The following is a 15,978-nucleotide window of genomic DNA, read 5'->3' as shown; positions in this document are numbered from 1 at the left end:
TGAGCAATTGTTGCGTTCAGCAAGTGACAAATATCACCCAAATGATGATCTAAAACAGTTTAAATCAGACTTTTAATGGGTTACCATGCGCGCCTTTATAGCCATCGCTCAACATTTCACCATGAATTGGTGTATGTTTATTTCAGGTTATATTAATTAGGTTGAATGACCATGCCAGTAAATACAATTATGGGGTTATTTGCAAAGTCCCCTATTAAGCCTTTGCAGCGCCACGTTGTGTGCGTAACAGAATGTTGTTCTCATCTTATCAACTTCTTTGAGACAAGTGCTCAGGGAGATTGGGAGAAAGCAGCAGAGATCCGTGCGCAAATTTCTCACTTAGAGAAAGAGGCGGATGTACTTAAGCGTGAAATACGCCTAAAGCTACCACGCGGTTTATTTATGCCAGTGGACCGTAGCGACATGCTTGAGCTACTGACACAGCAAGATAAGTTAGCAAACCTATCAAAAGACATTGCCGGTCGTGTATACGGTCGCCAACTCGTCATTCCAGCTCCACTGCAAGAAAGCTTCATCGCTTATGTGAAGCGTTGTCTTGATGCAGCCAACCAAGCTCAAAAAGTAATCAACGAGCTTGATGAACTGCTAGAGACTGGCTTTAAGGGCCGTGAGGTTACCCTTGTAGCAGAAATGATTCATCAGCTAGATATCATCGAAGATGATACTGATGCAATGCAGATCCAACTTCGTCAACAATTGATGACGATTGAGCACGACATGAATCCAATTGATGTCATGTTCCTCTACAAGATTTTTGAATGGGTCGGCGGTATTGCAGATCAAGCTCAGCGTGTAGGCGCTCGTCTTGAAGTAATGCTGTCTAGGTCTTAATCGAACGTTAACTAAGTAACAAAGAGCAAGGATGAATTAGGCGTTGAGCACAGACAATGCTTAAGAGTCTGCCCTGCGCCTAAAGAATTGCTCCGCTTGTTATGAAACAAAACTAGGTATTACAATGGATATTCTTGCAAACTACGGCACTATCCTAATTATTGTTGCAGCGGTATTCGGTTTCCTTATGGCAATCGGTATTGGTGCAAATGATGTTGCCAATGCAATGGGTACTTCTGTTGGCTCTAAAGCTCTAACAGTTAAGCAAGCGATCATCATCGCGATGATCTTTGAATTTGCTGGCGCATACCTCGCCGGCGGTGAAGTGACGGATACCATTCGTAAAGGTGTTATTGAAACGTCACTGTTTGCCCATCAACCTGACGTTCTTGTCTACGGTATGATGTCTTCTCTACTCGCCGCAGGTACATGGTTGCTATTAGCGTCTTACATGGGCTGGCCAGTATCAACGACACACTCGATCATCGGCGCCATTATTGGTTTTGCTTGTGTCTCTGTTGGTACAGAAGCAGTAGACTGGAGCTCAGTCAAAGGCATCGTAGGTAGTTGGGTGATTACCCCTGTTATTTCGGGCTTTTTTGCTTACGTAATATTTATCAGTGCACAACGACTGATATTTGATACGGAAAAACCACTGTTCAACGCCAAACGCTTTGTACCGGTTTACATGTTCATTACGACCATGGTTATTGCACTGGTAACGATTAAAAAAGGCCTTAAGCACGTAGGTTTGCACCTTGATGGTATGGAAGCGTGGCTGTGGGCTGCCGGTGTATCGGCACTGGTTATGGTCGGTGGCTACATTTATATCCAACGCAAATTTGCCAATCGTGAAGAAGACCACGGTTTCAGCGGCGTTGAGGGTATTTTCAGTGTTCTAATGGTTATCACCGCTTGTGCAATGGCATTTGCACACGGTTCAAATGACGTAGCGAATGCGATTGGTCCACTGTCAGCGGTAGTATCTACTGTTGAGCACATGGGTGAAGTGACGGCGAAAAGCTCTATTGCTTGGTGGATTCTTCCTCTAGGTGGTATCGGTATCGTTGTTGGTCTTGCAACAATGGGTCACAAAGTAATGGCGACGGTTGGTACTGGTATTACAGAACTAACACCAAGCCGTGGTTTTGCGGCTCAGCTTGCAACAGCATGTACCGTTGTTTTGGCGTCTGGTACAGGTCTGCCTATTTCAACCACACAAACACTCGTGGGTGCGGTTCTAGGTGTTGGCTTTGCGCGTGGTATTGCAGCACTAAACCTAGGCGTTGTTCGTAACATCGTTGCGTCTTGGATTGTGACTCTGCCAGCGGGTGCACTATTAGCTGTCGTATTCTTCTATGCGATGCAAGCTGTGTTTGGTGCATAAGCCCAATGTGCAATAAAGTCAGATAGATGTAAAGCTCACGTAATATTTGACTCAAATTCAAATAAAGGGAGGCTTTGCCTCCCTTCTTTGTTGCACCCCGTTAAGAAACTTCATACTATTTGCCCATTCTTAAAAATTTACAAATAGAGAGTCCGTCCCCGCAATCAAAGCGAACGATACTTTCTTGTTCATTCCCCATTGAAACACTTAAGGGACTTACTGTGAAAAAACTGATCTGCATGATCATGATGTCATTACTGGCAGCCCCTGCTGCATTGGCTCAGGATCGTTATATTGCTGACAAGCTATTTACTTATATGCACTCTGGCCCGAGCAGCCAATATCGAATCATTGGTAGTATCAATGCTGGTGATAAAGTTCGACTGATCTCGACTAATAAAGAAAATGGTTACTCTCAAGTTCAAGATAGTCGCGGCCGTAAGGGCTGGGTTGAAACGAAGTACGTAACGACTCAGGAAAGTATGGCCGTACGCCTTCCACGTCTTGAGAAAGAACTCACAGAAGCAAAATCGTTGCTTGCTAATGCACGCGAAACCGCGAACAGTGAGAAAGACGGTCTAGTAAGCTCTCTAGAGGCTCGTAACAAGCAAATTGCTGAACTTGAGCAAAACTACTCAGATATCAGCTCACAGCTAACCTCATCGCAAACAGAAATCCGTGAGCTACGTGCGAAACTGGATACACAAAAAGAAGACCTATTGCTACGTTACTTTATGTATGGAGGTGGTGTTGCTGGAGCTGGCCTCTTGTTTGGTTTGATTCTTCCGCACATCATTCCTCGTCGTAAAAAAAGTCCAAACGGCTGGGCATAAAACTGTATTCGGTTTTATTAACCAAGACAAAAATACCGCCTTATGGCGGTATTTTTTCTTCAAGAAGCGGTAAATTAATCGTCATCGAAATTGAACAATGACTCCATATTTAACCCTTGCTTGATTAAGATGTCGCGAAGTCGACGCAAGCCTTCTACTTGAATCTGTCTCACACGCTCGCGAGTCAGATTAATTTCAAGCCCCACTTCTTCTAACGTAGATGGCTCATAACCTAGCAAGCCAAAACGTCGCGCTAAAACTTCTTTCTGCTTAGGGTTTAGCTCATCTAGCCAGTGAATCAATGAAGACTTAATATCGTCATCTTGAGTTGAAACCTCTGGATCTGAGTGTGTTGAGTCTGGAATGATATCCAGAAGTGCTTTCTCACCATCACCACCCATAGGAGTATCTACAGAGCTAATGCGCTCGTTTAAACGCAGCATCTTAGAGACATCGCTCACTGGTTTATCTAGCTTTTGAGCAATCTCTTCCGCCGTTGGCTCATGATCGAGCTTTTGAGATAATTCACGAGCGGTACGCAAGTAAATATTGAGTTCTTTCACTACATGAATCGGCAGACGAATAGTACGAGTCTGGTTCATCAACGCGCGTTCAATGGTTTGTCTGATCCACCAAGTGGCATATGTAGAGAAACGGAAGCCTCGTTCTGGATCAAACTTTTCTACTGCTCGAATCAAGCCGAGGTTTCCTTCCTCGATAAGATCCAACAAAGCCAGTCCACGATTACTATAACGTCGAGAAATCTTCACTACCAGACGCAAGTTACTTTCGATCATGCGTTTACGTGCAGCTTCGTCGCCCTTTAGGGCACGTCGTGCATACAGGACTTCTTCTTCCGCGGTAAGCAGTGGAGAGAAACCAATTTCGCCCAAATAGAGCTGCGTCGCATCAAGACTTTTCGCCGATGCGTCATACTTATCTTCGGAAATCGATTCGTCGTTGGTTAGTGTGCTTTCGACGATCTCCGTTGAATCGGTCTCAACGTCGAAATTTTCATTTTTGGTTACTGCATTGCTGATACTCATAGCGCCTCCCCCTGGCGAGCTAGCAAAACATGACTACAAACTATGTCGCTAACCTTCTCTGATAACGTCAATCAAATTGCAAGTAGCTTTCGTATTATTAATATCTATACGGTCATTACGGTAGATAACGCTTAGGATTTACCGATTTACCTTGATAACGAATTTCAAAGTGCAGTCTCACGCTATTGGTTCCAGAGCTTCCCATCGTCGCGATTTTTTGCCCCGCTTTTACACTTTGTCCTTCAGATACCAGTAACCGATCGTTATGAGCATAAGCACTGAGGTAGTTATCGTTGTGCTTGACAATAACCAAATTTCCATAACCTCTTAGCGCGTTACCCGAATAAACCACGGTTCCTTTTGCAGTGGCAACAATTGCTTGACCTCTTTGGCCGGCAATGTCGATACCTTTATTTCCTTGGTCCCCTGCAGAAAAGTTCTTTGTTACACGACCCTTAGTTGGCCATTGCCAGCTTGTCACTTTGCCATTTGTGCTTGACGGTGGCTTCGGCTTAGCTTGAGCGGTGCTCTGTTTTGCCGTATTGGGCTTCGTATTATTAACATTTTGTTTACCTTTAGATTCACCATACTCCTTTGGTTTTGATTGATCAACCTTATTAGTGGCTGTTTTTTGACTATTTTGCGTTGATGAACTGTTCGCCTTCGCTTTAGAGGATTGTGAGCTGGAGGGCTTCGTTTGAGCGGTTGTAGAACTTGCTGCAGCCGTTGCAGCAGAAGCGGTTGCCACTTCTCCGGCACCACCATACGCAGGAGGAGTATAAACAGGACGCCATAAATTAAGGCGTTGTCCGGGATGGATCGTATAAGGAGTTCGAAGATTATTTAATCGAATCAGATCTTTAACATCTTTGTCTGTTTTGTAGGCAATAAAATAAAGTGTGTCGCCTTTTTGAACTTCGTAGTAGCTGCCACGATAGCTCCCTCGAGAAACATTATCGTACTTGCCTCCCAAGTTTGAGACAGGTGCAGGAGAATGCCCAGTACACCCAACAAGTGTACTGGACAACATGATTATGGATCCCACGGCCTTAAAACGGCTTTGCATTTACGCTAATTCACCTGCAATTAAAGGAACAAACCTTACTAATTCAATAACTTCGGTACTAAAACTATCACCTTTTCGAGTGATTTTTAATAGTTGTTGCTCATCATCGCCGACAGGAATCACTAAACGGCCACCGTCTGTTAACTGGGACAACAAAGCTTCAGGCACCGAAGAAGCCGCCGCCGTTACGATGATCGCATCAAACGGCCCTTTTGCTTGCCAACCTTGCCAACCATCACCATGCTTTGTCGACACATTGTAGATATCCAATCTCTTGAGACGACGTTTGGCATCCCATTGAAGCGATTTGATCCTTTCTACCGAGAAGACGTGCTCAACCAATTGAGCCAAAACTGCAGTTTGGTAGCCAGAACCTGTCCCTATCTCGAGCACTTTCGTGTCTCTAGATAGCTCTAAAAGCTCGGTCATCTTAGCAACAATATAAGGCTGAGAAATGGTTTGCCCAGCTCCAATCGGCAGCGCATTGTTATCATACGCTTGATGTAACATGGCTTGTGACACAAATTGTTCTCTGGGTACAGAGTGGATAGCTGCTAATACTGCACCATTGGTAATGCCGTGGCCTTTGATAAACTCAACGAGTCGTTCCGCTTGCGGATTCATTACCTTAATCTCTCCCTGTTATCCAACGTTCCATTGCACCAATAGACTCATGTGCGGTCAAATCAACTTGTAGCGGTGTAATGGATATATGCCCATGTTCAATGGCATAGAAATCCGTTCCTATACCAGCATCTTGCTCTTTTCCGGGAGGGCCTAGCCAGTAAATATCGTGACCACGTGGATCTTTTTGTTTGATCATACTTTCAGCATGATGGCGTGCGCCCAAACGAGTCACTTTTACCGAGCACAGTTGAGCTAAAGGAAGATCTGGAATATTAATATTCAACAATCGATTCGTTGGCACTCTTTGCTTAAGATGTCGCTCAACAAACTGACGGGCAACCATCGCCGCCGCCGCAAAGTTATGCTTACCGACCAAGCTAAACGCAATGGATTGAACACCAAGAAAATGCCCTTCCATAGCCGCAGCGACTGTCCCTGAGTACAGAACATCATCGCCAAGGTTTGCCCCATGATTGATGCCAGAAAGCACAAGATCCGGCAGATCGTCTTTCATCAGTTCATTGAGTGCAAAGTGGACACAATCCGTCGGTGTACCTTGCACAGAGTATACCCCAGGCTCAATTTGATTAACGCGCAGAGGTTGCTCTAGCGTCAATGAATTCGAAGCACCAGATCGGTTTCGATCTGGTGCAACAATAGTCACTTTTGCGAGATCACTGAGCTCTCTCGCTAGTGTCCTAATGCCTTCGGCATGAACGCCATCATCATTGCTGATCAGAATGCTAAGTTTTTTACTCATATCCATATGTTTAGAATTGTCGTTCCACTTCTTCTATTTGAGCCAATTCTCGTAAAATTGATGTGGCAAAGCTGCCTGAATCTAAAAAGAACGACAGTGTTACGGCACCATCTTCAAGTTGACTTTTCAGTGACTCAGGCTTGAGTAAGATCGCTCGACGATCATGTCGCATACGATTACCACGTATCAGCAACATCAGATCAAGCTCTTGATCAATGATGCTTTGTTCAAGTGTTAGGGCTTCTTGTTCTGTTGGCAATGCGTTGTCACCAGCAAGAGCAGCGGTAATCACGCCATTCTCTTCTAAGATATCACCAGCGATTGGGCTCTCGAAACATTGAGCCTCGATCCGCTTTGAAACAATCTCGTTGAAAATCCAAGAACGCGCGGCCGATAAATAGAGGCTGCGTTTATTCTGGTTGCGAGTTCGTACATTTTCACGTCCCCAGCGTCTGGCTTCAGTGACATTACCACCATCTTGGCCAAAACGTTGCTGACCAAAATAATTAGGAACGCCACCTGCTTCAACTTGCTGTAATCTCGTGCTCAACTCGGTCATGTCAGAAACGTCTGTAAGACGAATCTCAAACTCGTTACCCGCCAGATCTCCGGGCCTTAATTTCTTGTTGTGCCAGTCAGTCGCCACAATCTCAATACTTGGGTATTGCTTATGAAAATCAGCAAAATCAGCAAAATCAGCAAAATCAGCAAAATCAGGAACATTCTTTTTCGGAAGATGTACACTTAACCACTGCTCAGTGACCGCATGCCTATCTTTCAACCCTGCCCAACCTATATCTTTGGATTTAACACCACAGAACTTGGCCAGTTCGTTGGCAACAAAGCTGGTATTTTCGCCATTTTTTCGTACTCGCAGCATCAAATGCTCGCCTTCCCCAGCAAACGAATAACCCAGTACTTCTCGAACTATGAAATCTTCGTTGGTTGCTTTAAATTTGGCTGTCGTCGTTGGCTTACCGTTTAGGTAGGCTAAGTGTTGTAAAACATCGGTCATTATCATTGCCTATTAAGACGTAATCTTTCTAATCAATACCACAGCTTCGGTGGCAATTCCCTCTTTACGTCCTGTAAAGCCTAATCTTTCCGTTGTTGTCGCTTTCACATTCACATTCTCAATATCGGTATTGAGATCTTGTGCAATGACTTGACACATTTGGTCAATATGAGGAGCCATCTTAGGTGCTTGCGCCATAATGGTAATATCAGCATTAACCAGTTCGTAGCCCTTGGCTTTCACTTTGCTGTAAACATCACGAAGTAAAGCGCGACTATCCGCCCCTTCCCACTCTGCATCGGTATCCGGGAAATGACGCCCGATATCACCCGCGGCTATCGCACCCAGTAATGCGTCGCATAAAGCATGAAGTGCAACATCACCATCAGAATGCGCGATCAATCCTTGCTCATACGGGATGGCTACACCACCAATGATTACAGGACCTTCGCCACCAAACTTATGAACGTCAAAGCCATGGCCTATTCTCATTGTTGTACTTCCTCTTTCGTTAAATAAAATTCAGCCAGAGCTAAATCTTCTGGCCTAGTAATTTTGATGTTGTCTCCACGCCCTTCGACAAGCAATGGAGAAAGCCCAGTCCACTCAACGGCTGACGCTTCATCGGTAATCGAAACGCCTTCTTCTAACGCATTAGTCAGTGCGCTATGCAACAACTCTACTTTGAACATTTGCGGCGTCAACGCGTGCCACAGGCCCGCTCGCTCTACCGTATGGTCAATACCATTAACATCATCAGCTCGCTTCATGGTGTCTTTAACAGGCGATGCTAAAATTCCCCCTACTGGATGTACCGACACTTCGTAGATCAACTTACTAATATCTGCCAGTGTAATACAAGGGCGTGCAGCATCATGAACTAAGCACCAAGCATTGGGTACACGCTGCTTTACATACTCGATAGCAGCCAGCACAGAGTCAGCGCGTTCACTGCCTCCTGTCACTCGTATGACCGGTTTTTCGGATAAAAACGATAGACCTGCGTAATATGGATCATCTTCACTCACTGCGATGATGACGCTTTCCACGCTTGGATGGGAAAGCAACTTATCTATGGTGTGCTCTAGGATGGTTTTATCGTTTATCTTTAAGTATTGCTTAGGGATATTAGCTTGCATCCTGCTACCCACCCCTGCTGCAGGAACGATAGCTATTATTGGATGGTGTTCGGGGATCATTGGTTATCCTCACCTATGATGCGATAGAACGTCTCTCCGTCTTGAATCATACCAAGCTCATGTCGAGCTCGTTCTTCAATAGCATCAAGCCCTTGTCGAAGGTCATCAATTTCAGCAAACATCTCATTATTTCGGGTTTGAAGATTGTGATTAACTTGCTGCTGCACTTGGATTTCTGATTCTACTTGATTGAAGTCGACGATACCGTTTTTGCCAAACCAGAGAGTATATTGCAACCAAGAAAAAACCACTAACAACACTAAGGTAAATATACGCATAAACTGGCACGTTCCATCGAAAAAATCTGCTCTTTATATACCACAGTTTACACCCTGAAATAAGTGTATAGAAAGTCCTGTGGGTGACTAAGATAAAAAGTGAGTGCCCACTCGCTCCAATGACTGGCTTGAACTCACTTTTCTGCGTGTGTCATTTTTAAGTAATTTGACACTAAACCCTACTGATTAAACCAGATACCCATCAATGTACCTTTTGCCCCACTTTTTGATACTCGCAATTTCAAACACCATCAGCAGAAAGACGGCTTTTAAGGACGATTATAGCTAACGGCAGCATTCACGTTGCTTTTATTTTCCCTACCTCATTAATGCCAGGCATTTGTTAATAAACAAATTAATTACATACTGATAACCTTTCAGATGCAATTAATCAGCTTAAATTTCAAAAGATACAGATTGTTACACTTGTCGATATCTTAAATGATAATAAATAGCATTAGCATTTATTCACAATGCTAATATGATGCCATATACCAATAATTAAACATTCAGATTTGTCTCGATCTTACGAGCAAGGAAAAGCCCATAATGAAATTCAAAGTGACCACACTTTGCAGTGCAGTGGTACTCGCACTTAATACCTCTCCGGTCTTTGCTGAGCAAAACGATTCTAATGTTGACGAAACTCTCGTTGTACATGCACAAAGTTTTGACGATTACAAAGTTGATAGTGCTTCAGGTGCTATGCGTACTGATGCCTCAATGCTAGAGACACCTCAATCAGTAAATGTTATCCCTGAGATTGTATTGGATGAACAACTAGCAACCACTTTAGGCGAAGCATTGCAAAACGATGCGAGCGTCAGTGCAGGCTCACAAAAGTGGAATAGAGAAACGTTCTACCTTCGCGGATTCGAGCTATCCTCAACTAACGGCTATTTACGCAATGGTCATTCGTTGTTTACCCACTACATGCTACCAATTGAAACTTTAGATCGCATTGAAGTGATCAAAGGCCCATCAAGTCTTTTATATGGTAACTCTGCGCCAGGCGGCATGATCAATATGGTGTCAAAGAAACCTACCGCTACACCGAAAGTGAATGTGGGAGCAGACTTCGATAACTTGGGTAGTACTCGTTATCACGTTGATGCCTCTGGCAAACTAAATGAGTCAGGCACACTTCGCGGTCGTACCGTTCTCGTTAAACAAGATAGTGTTGAGAACCGCAAATATGCAACTGGTGATAAAAGAGAGCGAGACCGTTTCCTAGGCTACGGTGTGATCGAAGCCGACCTCTACGATTGGGGTCTATTGTCATTCAACTATGAAAAAACACAAGACAGTGCACCAATCGACTCAGGCTCTTGGTTTGATCTCAATGGCAACCGAATTGGCACTCAAGAGACGATCAGAGATGCTCATTGGTCATTCATCAACAATGATGTTGAGAATTTTGGTGCCGACCTAAATCTGTATATTAACAGCCAATGGGAAGCCAAACTTAGCTACAACTTGCAAGACATGAAGCGTCACCGTTATGACTCAATGCCAACGCCAAATTCCAACACAATAGCTGATGGCAGTTACACTATGAGTCCTTTTGATCGTCATGATCATTGGAAAACCCAAGCTTTCCATGCCGATCTTCATGGTAACTTCACTGCGCTTAATACGGACCACCAAGTCTTAATTGGTACCAATGGTCAGTTCTATGACTATGCTCAACAGCGAGTAAAAGGCAGTTCCATTAGTGTGCAGCCTAGTGAAAACCCTGCAAACCCTGGGCTAGACTATAACAATGCCACGTCTACTTATGAAAGCAACAATCACTTCTACGGTTTTTATGCTCAAGATTTGATCACTTTCAATGACCAGTGGCAAGCACTAGTTGGTGGTCGATATGACATGTACTTTGCCGATGGTACCAACTCAAAAGATGAAGTTGTAAGCGGTGCAAATGACAGTCAATCCTTCTCTCCAAAGGCAGGCTTGATTTTCCATCCAAGCTATAATGGTAGCATCTACGCCAACTATTCTGAGAGCTTCAACCCAGTCTCTAACGTGGTGAATGATGACAACTCTATTACCGAACGTGTACCTGAGAAAAGCCGTCAGTACGAGTTGGGCACAAAATGGGAGCTAATGGACAATCGCCTACTGCTTACTGGTGCTATATTCGATATTGAGAAAAAGAACATCAGTATCAAAGAAAATGGAATCACGACACAAAACGGTACTCAGCGCCACCAAGGTGTAGAAGCTGGTGCACAAGGTCAAATTGCTGACAAATGGTTTGTGATGGCAACGGGTATGTATCTAGATGCTAACTTCGACAAACACGATACATACCAAGATAAGCGTCCAGCTAACGTTCCTGAGTGGAGCGGTTCTGCTTGGACTCGCTACGCAATGACTGAATCAACAGCATTTAACCTTGGTATGTTCTACCAAGGTGAGCGTTGGGCAGACAATGCAAACACACTTAAGCTCGATGGTTATGTTCGCTTTGATGCGGGTGCATCGCACAAAATCAAGAGCGATTATGTCGTTTGGGATTTCCGATTCAATATCGAAAACTTATTTGATACAGAATACGTCGCTGGCACAGGCGGCGGTGGTGAATACACTCCGAAAGGCGGAACCCCGACAGGTGTGATTAGTGATGTTCACTACGGTAACGAACGCCGCTTCAAGTTATCGGTCAACGCGACATTCTAATTGATAAAGACCAAGCCCAGCGCCTCCCTAGCTGGGCTTTTTTTCCTCTCATATATCAATCACAGAGCATCTCGCTGATGTCATGGTTTTGACATCAATACGTCACTCATTAGCCATCTGTTGTTCGCCATTTTGACATCTCGACAACATATCCTTTTAACAACATTAATTTGGTTTATGGTTAGAGGGTGTTATGGCCAACACAAGTCCTTTTCGTCTACCACGCAAATCTCCATTAGGCTTAGCAGAAAATGTCACTGAATGGGCTACAGGACACTATCAACATTAGACAGACTGTACGCTCAACGCCCAGCAGGCTGTGATACCGAGTCTTTCTTACGTTTCACTTTGGATGTTTTGGAGATCGATTATCACATTGTATCGGGCAACAGTGGGACGATACCAAAAACAGGAGCAACCGTCGTTGTCGCGAACCACCCTCTTGGCTGCGTCGAAGGCGTCATTTTGGCACAGGTGCTACTTGAGATTCGCAAAGACGTAAAGATTCTCGCTAATGAATTTCTTAAACTGGTTCCTGAATTGGAACCGCTGTTTATCGGCGTCGACGTATTCAACGGAGCCAACGCACATCAAGCAAATTCCAGAGCATTCCGATAAGCCAATCACCATTTAGAGCGTGATGGTCTGCTTCTTGTGTTTCCGGCTGGCGAAGTATCTCAACTGGTTAATAAAAAATCGCTGCAATTAGAGGACAAACAATGGAGCCGGTCTGTAAGCAGCTTAATCAAAAAAAACCAGGCGACGACAGTTCCCGTGCATATCGGTGGTGTTAACTCTTGACCTTTCTACCTAGCAGGAAAGGTTCACCCCATACTGAGGACGGCAATGCTCGGCCGCGAGCTTCTCAACAAAAAGAAGTCCGTTATACCAATTTCAATCGGTAACAACATCAAATTTAGCGAAGTGAGTTCATTGGACAGCCAGCAACTGGTTCTTTACTTGCGTCTCAATACTTATTTGCTCAACCATTCGCATCCAAACAAAAACGCTCTCTCCTCGTCTCGACAGCAGATAGAGCAAACTATTGCCTCAGAAACGCACCTTAGCGAACTGCTTGAGGACATTGAGTTGCTCCCCGAAGAACACTTACTTCTCACTAGCGGCGAGTTTGAGGTTTACTGTACCACCATGGACCACATTCCTGCGGTGATGCGAGAAATTGGCCGAATCCGCGAAATCAATTTTAGGCGAGTTGGTGAAGGAACCGGGCAGCCTTTGGACATCGATCAGTTTGATCAGAGTTATCAGCACCTATTCGTTTGGGATAAAGAGAAACAAAAATTAGTCGGTGCTTATCGGCTTGGTTTAGTTGATCAGCTCATAAAGCAAAATGATCTACGCGCCTTATACTCACGAACTCTATTTAATTTCGAACAATCATTCTTGGATACCATGGGTAGATCCATTGAAATGGGGCGCAGTGTTATCGCCGAAGAATATCAAAAGAGCATGGGCGCCTTGCTACTGCTTTGGAAAGGCATTGCGGAATTTATACGCCGACGTCCAAACTATACTCACTTATTTGGTCCAGTGAGCATTAGTAATGACTACAGCGATATGGCTCGTCAGCTCCTCACCGACACAATGACATTACATCACTATGATAATGAAAGTACACGACATGTCAGTGCATCGAATCCTCCCAAACAGAACCATTACAAACAATGGTGCCCGCAATCGCTGGGCGATCTGGCGGATGTTCAACTGTTATCACGCGTTATCTCAAGATTAGATACAGGGAAAGGCGTACCAGTATTGTTAAGGCAGTACTTAAATTTAAACGGCAAATTGGTGTGTTTTAACGTCGATGCCAATTTCAATGATGCATTAGATGGTTTGATCGTCGTCGATCTCACCACTGTACCTCAAGAATCCCTAGCTCGTTATATGGGCACTGATGCCGCTAAACACTACCTAAAACATCATAACTCCCTATCAATCTAGTATGTGTTACTTCCGGATCTAAAGCAGCTTAGGCTGCTTTCCTGTGGTGAAAACTGTCTCAGAAATGAGAACTAAGTCATTCTTTTACAATAACTATCAACAAGACGATACGCATCACAGTTCTTATGTTATCAGCGTGCTACAAACGGCTGAAAAAAAACGATAACTACATCGGCCGCTTTTCAGCTGTAGGAAAATCGGACTTACTTGAGTGAGATTTTAGCAGTGACAGATTTGACATATCACCAAGCAAATGAACTATTTCGCCATTTCCCTGGGTTTCTGTCGATTAGAAATTCATCCCAAGAATATGTGTACATCAATGACAAATTCACTGTCTGGCTGCGACAATTTACCGATGTTAATCCAATAGGGATGACAGCAAGTGCACTGGCGAAAATCGTTCCTAAAAACTTAGCGAGTATGCTTCAAGAATGTCATGACGCCAGTATTGATTACATCGAGTCTGGTCAATGCGTTCCTAAAATTGTTAAGTTTCAGAGCCTACACGAGACGTCCTACTATAACGTTTTAAAATTTAAGGTTGATATTGAAGGCGAATCTTTTATCTACACCACCAGCTTTGATGTTTCTGAACTGCATCAGGAAGCCAAATTTTTTGAAAACAAAGCCTATACTGACCCATTAACTAAACTACGAAATCTAACCTACTTAAGTTCTATTCGCTGGAACAAGGGGTTTTGTATCGTCATTGATCTTGATAACTTCAAACAGATCAATGACAACCGTGGCCACAGTGAGGGTGATTTGGTGCTACTTCGATTCGCTCGATGTTTACGACATAGTTTTTCAGAACAAGATGTGATTGTTCGCTATGGTGGCGACGAATTTGTTGTACTGACTCATTATGAAGAGGAAGCGATGCTCCACCAAGCGCTGGAAAAACTACAACAAGTGTTTATGGAAGATTTTAAAAGCTACCCAGAGCTTTGCCACAGTATTGGCTATGCATCATTTCAGTCCAGTTTAAGAATTACTTTGAAAAAAGCCGACCTTGCCATGTACCAAAGCAAGCACGATAAACGCACCAAAAAGCCCAAAGCACTACTGTAAAAAAAGCTGAGCCTACTGCTCAGCTTTGCGCTTTCATCCCAGAATTAGTAACGTTTTTTCATTTTAAGCGTGAAGTTCACCAACGCGATCAATACTGGCACCTCAATCAAAGGACCAATCACCCCAGCAAACGCTTCCGGCGAATTCAAACCAAATACAGCAATTGCCACAGCAATAGCCAGTTCAAAGTTATTCCCCGTCGCGGTGTAGGCAATAGAGGCATTCTTATCAAAAGGAACTCCCATTCTCTTAGCAACAAAGAAACTCACAAAGAACATCATAAAGAAGTAAATAGTAAGTGGAATTGCCACACGTACCACTTGCATCGGCAATTCAACGATCATCTCACCTTTGAGGCTGAACATCAGTACGATGGTAGCCAGTAGTGCGATTAGCGTCATTGGTGAAACCTTAGGAATAAAGGTTTCGTTGTACCACTGCTCGCCTTTCCTCGCGACTAAGATCTTGCGACTTAAAAATCCAGCTAAGAAAGGAATACCTAGATAAATCATCACACTTTCAGCGATCTCACCCATTGAGATGTCCACGACCTGCCCTTGGAAACCAAATTTTGGTGGCAACACGGTAATGAATAACCAAGCAAGGAAGCTGTACGTGATGATTTGGAATACGCTATTTAATGCAACTAAGGCTGCGCCGTACTCTTTGTTACCACCACCAATGTCATTCCACACCAGCACTATAGCAATGCAACGAGCTAGGCCAATTAAGATAACACCAGTCATTAAACTAGGTTCATCACCCAGAAATATCAGTGCCAGCACAAACATAAGAATTGGGCCAACCAGCCAGTTCATAACCAATGAAAGTGTTACAGCCTTTTTGTCTTGGAGCACACCGCCCATCAGACCGTAATTTACTTTTGCCAGTGGCGGGTACATCATCAGTATTAAACCAATGGCAAGCGGTATGTTAGTGCTGCCAGCTGTCATAGACTCATTCAAGCCCTCTATTTGGCTTGGAAACGTCACCCCTAAAACGACCCCCAATCCCATCGCTAAAAAGATCCATAAAGTAAGGAAGCGATCAAGGAAGCCTAGTTTTTTCGGTTGTTCCATAGCTAACTCGGACATGTTAACTCTCCACTATCGTTAATCGTCGAATAACGATTAAATTATAGTAATAAAAGTCGGCAATGCCGACTCAATCATCAGTCAATGATAGAAACTTTAC

General features: G+C 44.0%; 14 protein-coding genes and 1 pseudogene. 6 read left to right on the top strand and 9 right to left on the bottom strand.

Features of this window, described 5'->3' with window-relative positions; translation table 11 throughout:
* Positions 1–171: 171 nt before the first annotated feature.
* The 3 genes from VTH8203_RS02535 (at position 172) to VTH8203_RS02525 (ending at position 3,072) form a co-directional block, all read left to right on the top strand.
* Entirely contained in the window at positions 172–852 is a 681-nt protein-coding gene (locus VTH8203_RS02535; RefSeq protein ID WP_167385780.1) for a TIGR00153 family protein, read from the top strand.
* A 124-nt stretch (positions 853–976) separates the two neighbouring features.
* Complete coding sequence (locus VTH8203_RS02530; protein WP_096992225.1) at positions 977–2,239, top strand: inorganic phosphate transporter; 1,263 nt, start codon at positions 977–979, stop codon at positions 2,237–2,239.
* 221 nt (positions 2,240–2,460) lie between these two features.
* Entirely contained in the window at positions 2,461–3,072 is a 612-nt protein-coding gene (locus VTH8203_RS02525; RefSeq protein WP_096992224.1) for a TIGR04211 family SH3 domain-containing protein, read from the top strand.
* A 74-nt stretch (positions 3,073–3,146) separates the two neighbouring features.
* Here VTH8203_RS02525 and rpoS read toward each other — a convergent pair whose 3' ends face one another.
* From rpoS to ftsB, 8 genes are all read right to left on the bottom strand, one after another.
* Positions 3,147–4,118, bottom strand: a complete 972-nt coding sequence (gene rpoS, locus VTH8203_RS02520; RefSeq protein ID WP_096992223.1) for an RNA polymerase sigma factor RpoS — start codon at positions 4,116–4,118, stop codon at positions 3,147–3,149.
* Between the two features lie 115 nt (positions 4,119–4,233).
* Entirely contained in the window at positions 4,234–5,184 is a 951-nt protein-coding gene (nlpD, locus tag VTH8203_RS02515) for a murein hydrolase activator NlpD (protein WP_096992222.1), read from the bottom strand.
* The gene (locus tag VTH8203_RS02510) at positions 5,185–5,808 is read right to left on the bottom strand and encodes a protein-L-isoaspartate(D-aspartate) O-methyltransferase (RefSeq protein ID WP_096992221.1); all 624 of its coding nucleotides are present in this window, start codon (positions 5,806–5,808) and stop codon (positions 5,185–5,187) included.
* A gap of 4 nt (positions 5,809–5,812) precedes the next feature.
* A complete protein-coding gene (gene surE, locus VTH8203_RS02505; protein WP_096992220.1) occupies positions 5,813–6,577 on the bottom strand; it encodes a 5'/3'-nucleotidase SurE in 765 nt (254 codons plus the stop codon).
* 4 nt (positions 6,578–6,581) lie between these two features.
* A complete protein-coding gene (gene truD, locus VTH8203_RS02500; protein WP_096992219.1) occupies positions 6,582–7,586 on the bottom strand; it encodes a tRNA pseudouridine(13) synthase TruD in 1,005 nt (334 codons plus the stop codon).
* Positions 7,587–7,598: 12 nt separating this feature from the next.
* Entirely contained in the window at positions 7,599–8,078 is a 480-nt protein-coding gene (ispF, locus tag VTH8203_RS02495) for a 2-C-methyl-D-erythritol 2,4-cyclodiphosphate synthase (RefSeq protein ID WP_096992218.1), read from the bottom strand.
* On the bottom strand, positions 8,075–8,785 hold the full coding sequence (ispD, locus tag VTH8203_RS02490; protein ID WP_096992217.1) for a 2-C-methyl-D-erythritol 4-phosphate cytidylyltransferase: 711 nt from the start codon (positions 8,783–8,785) through the stop codon (positions 8,075–8,077). The genes ispF and ispD overlap by 4 nt, the downstream gene beginning before the upstream one ends.
* Positions 8,782–9,063: a cell division protein FtsB gene (ftsB, locus tag VTH8203_RS02485; RefSeq protein WP_096992216.1), complete on the bottom strand. Its 282-nt coding sequence runs from the start codon at positions 9,061–9,063 to the stop codon at positions 8,782–8,784. Before ftsB ends, ispD begins: the two co-directional genes overlap by 4 nt.
* 549 nt (positions 9,064–9,612) lie before the next feature.
* On the opposite strand from ftsB, the gene VTH8203_RS02480 reads away from it, so the two are divergent.
* From VTH8203_RS02480 to VTH8203_RS02470, 3 genes and pseudogenes are all read left to right on the top strand, one after another.
* On the top strand, positions 9,613–11,745 hold the full coding sequence (locus VTH8203_RS02480; RefSeq protein ID WP_096992215.1) for a TonB-dependent siderophore receptor: 2,133 nt from the start codon (positions 9,613–9,615) through the stop codon (positions 11,743–11,745).
* 193 nt (positions 11,746–11,938) lie between these two features.
* Positions 11,939–13,710: pseudogene (locus VTH8203_RS02475) on the top strand (bifunctional lysophospholipid acyltransferase family protein/GNAT family N-acetyltransferase).
* Positions 13,711–13,935: 225 nt separating this feature from the next.
* Positions 13,936–14,784, top strand: coding sequence for a GGDEF domain-containing protein (locus VTH8203_RS02470; protein WP_208617711.1), 849 nt, complete (start codon positions 13,936–13,938; stop codon positions 14,782–14,784).
* Positions 14,785–14,828: 44 nt separating this feature from the next.
* Here the strand turns inward: VTH8203_RS02470 and arsB are convergent, their stop codons facing one another.
* On the bottom strand, positions 14,829–15,878 hold the full coding sequence (arsB, locus tag VTH8203_RS02465; RefSeq protein WP_244181133.1) for an ACR3 family arsenite efflux transporter: 1,050 nt from the start codon (positions 15,876–15,878) through the stop codon (positions 14,829–14,831).
* Between the last annotated feature and the right edge of the window lie 100 nt (positions 15,879–15,978).

It is taken from the genome of Vibrio thalassae (assembly GCF_900089835.1).
Lineage (GTDB): Bacteria > Pseudomonadota > Gammaproteobacteria > Enterobacterales > Vibrionaceae > Vibrio > Vibrio thalassae.
This window is presented reverse-complemented; position numbering and strand designations above follow the sequence as displayed.

Bases quoted from the DNA above. Each gene is read 5' to 3' on its own strand.
- VTH8203_RS02535 (WP_167385780.1), top strand. From the start codon at position 172: ATGCCAGTAAATACAATTATGGGGTTATTTGCAAAGTCCCCTATTAAG.
- VTH8203_RS02530 (WP_096992225.1), top strand. From the start codon at position 977: ATGGATATTCTTGCAAACTACGGCACTATCCTAATTATTGTTGCAGCG.
- rpoS (WP_096992223.1), bottom strand. From the start codon at position 4,118: ATGAGTATCAGCAATGCAGTAACCAAAAATGAAAATTTCGACGTTGAG.
- nlpD (WP_096992222.1), bottom strand. From the start codon at position 5,184: ATGCAAAGCCGTTTTAAGGCCGTGGGATCCATAATCATGTTGTCCAGT.
- VTH8203_RS02510 (WP_096992221.1), bottom strand. From the start codon at position 5,808: ATGAATCCGCAAGCGGAACGACTCGTTGAGTTTATCAAAGGCCACGGC.
- surE (WP_096992220.1), bottom strand. From the start codon at position 6,577: ATGGATATGAGTAAAAAACTTAGCATTCTGATCAGCAATGATGATGGC.
- truD (WP_096992219.1), bottom strand. From the start codon at position 7,586: ATGACCGATGTTTTACAACACTTAGCCTACCTAAACGGTAAGCCAACG.
- ispF (WP_096992218.1), bottom strand. From the start codon at position 8,078: ATGAGAATAGGCCATGGCTTTGACGTTCATAAGTTTGGTGGCGAAGGT.
- ispD (WP_096992217.1), bottom strand. From the start codon at position 8,785: ATGATCCCCGAACACCATCCAATAATAGCTATCGTTCCTGCAGCAGGG.
- ftsB (WP_096992216.1), bottom strand. From the start codon at position 9,063: ATGCGTATATTTACCTTAGTGTTGTTAGTGGTTTTTTCTTGGTTGCAA.
- VTH8203_RS02480 (WP_096992215.1), top strand. From the start codon at position 9,613: ATGAAATTCAAAGTGACCACACTTTGCAGTGCAGTGGTACTCGCACTT.
- arsB (WP_244181133.1), bottom strand. From the start codon at position 15,878: ATGTCCGAGTTAGCTATGGAACAACCGAAAAAACTAGGCTTCCTTGAT.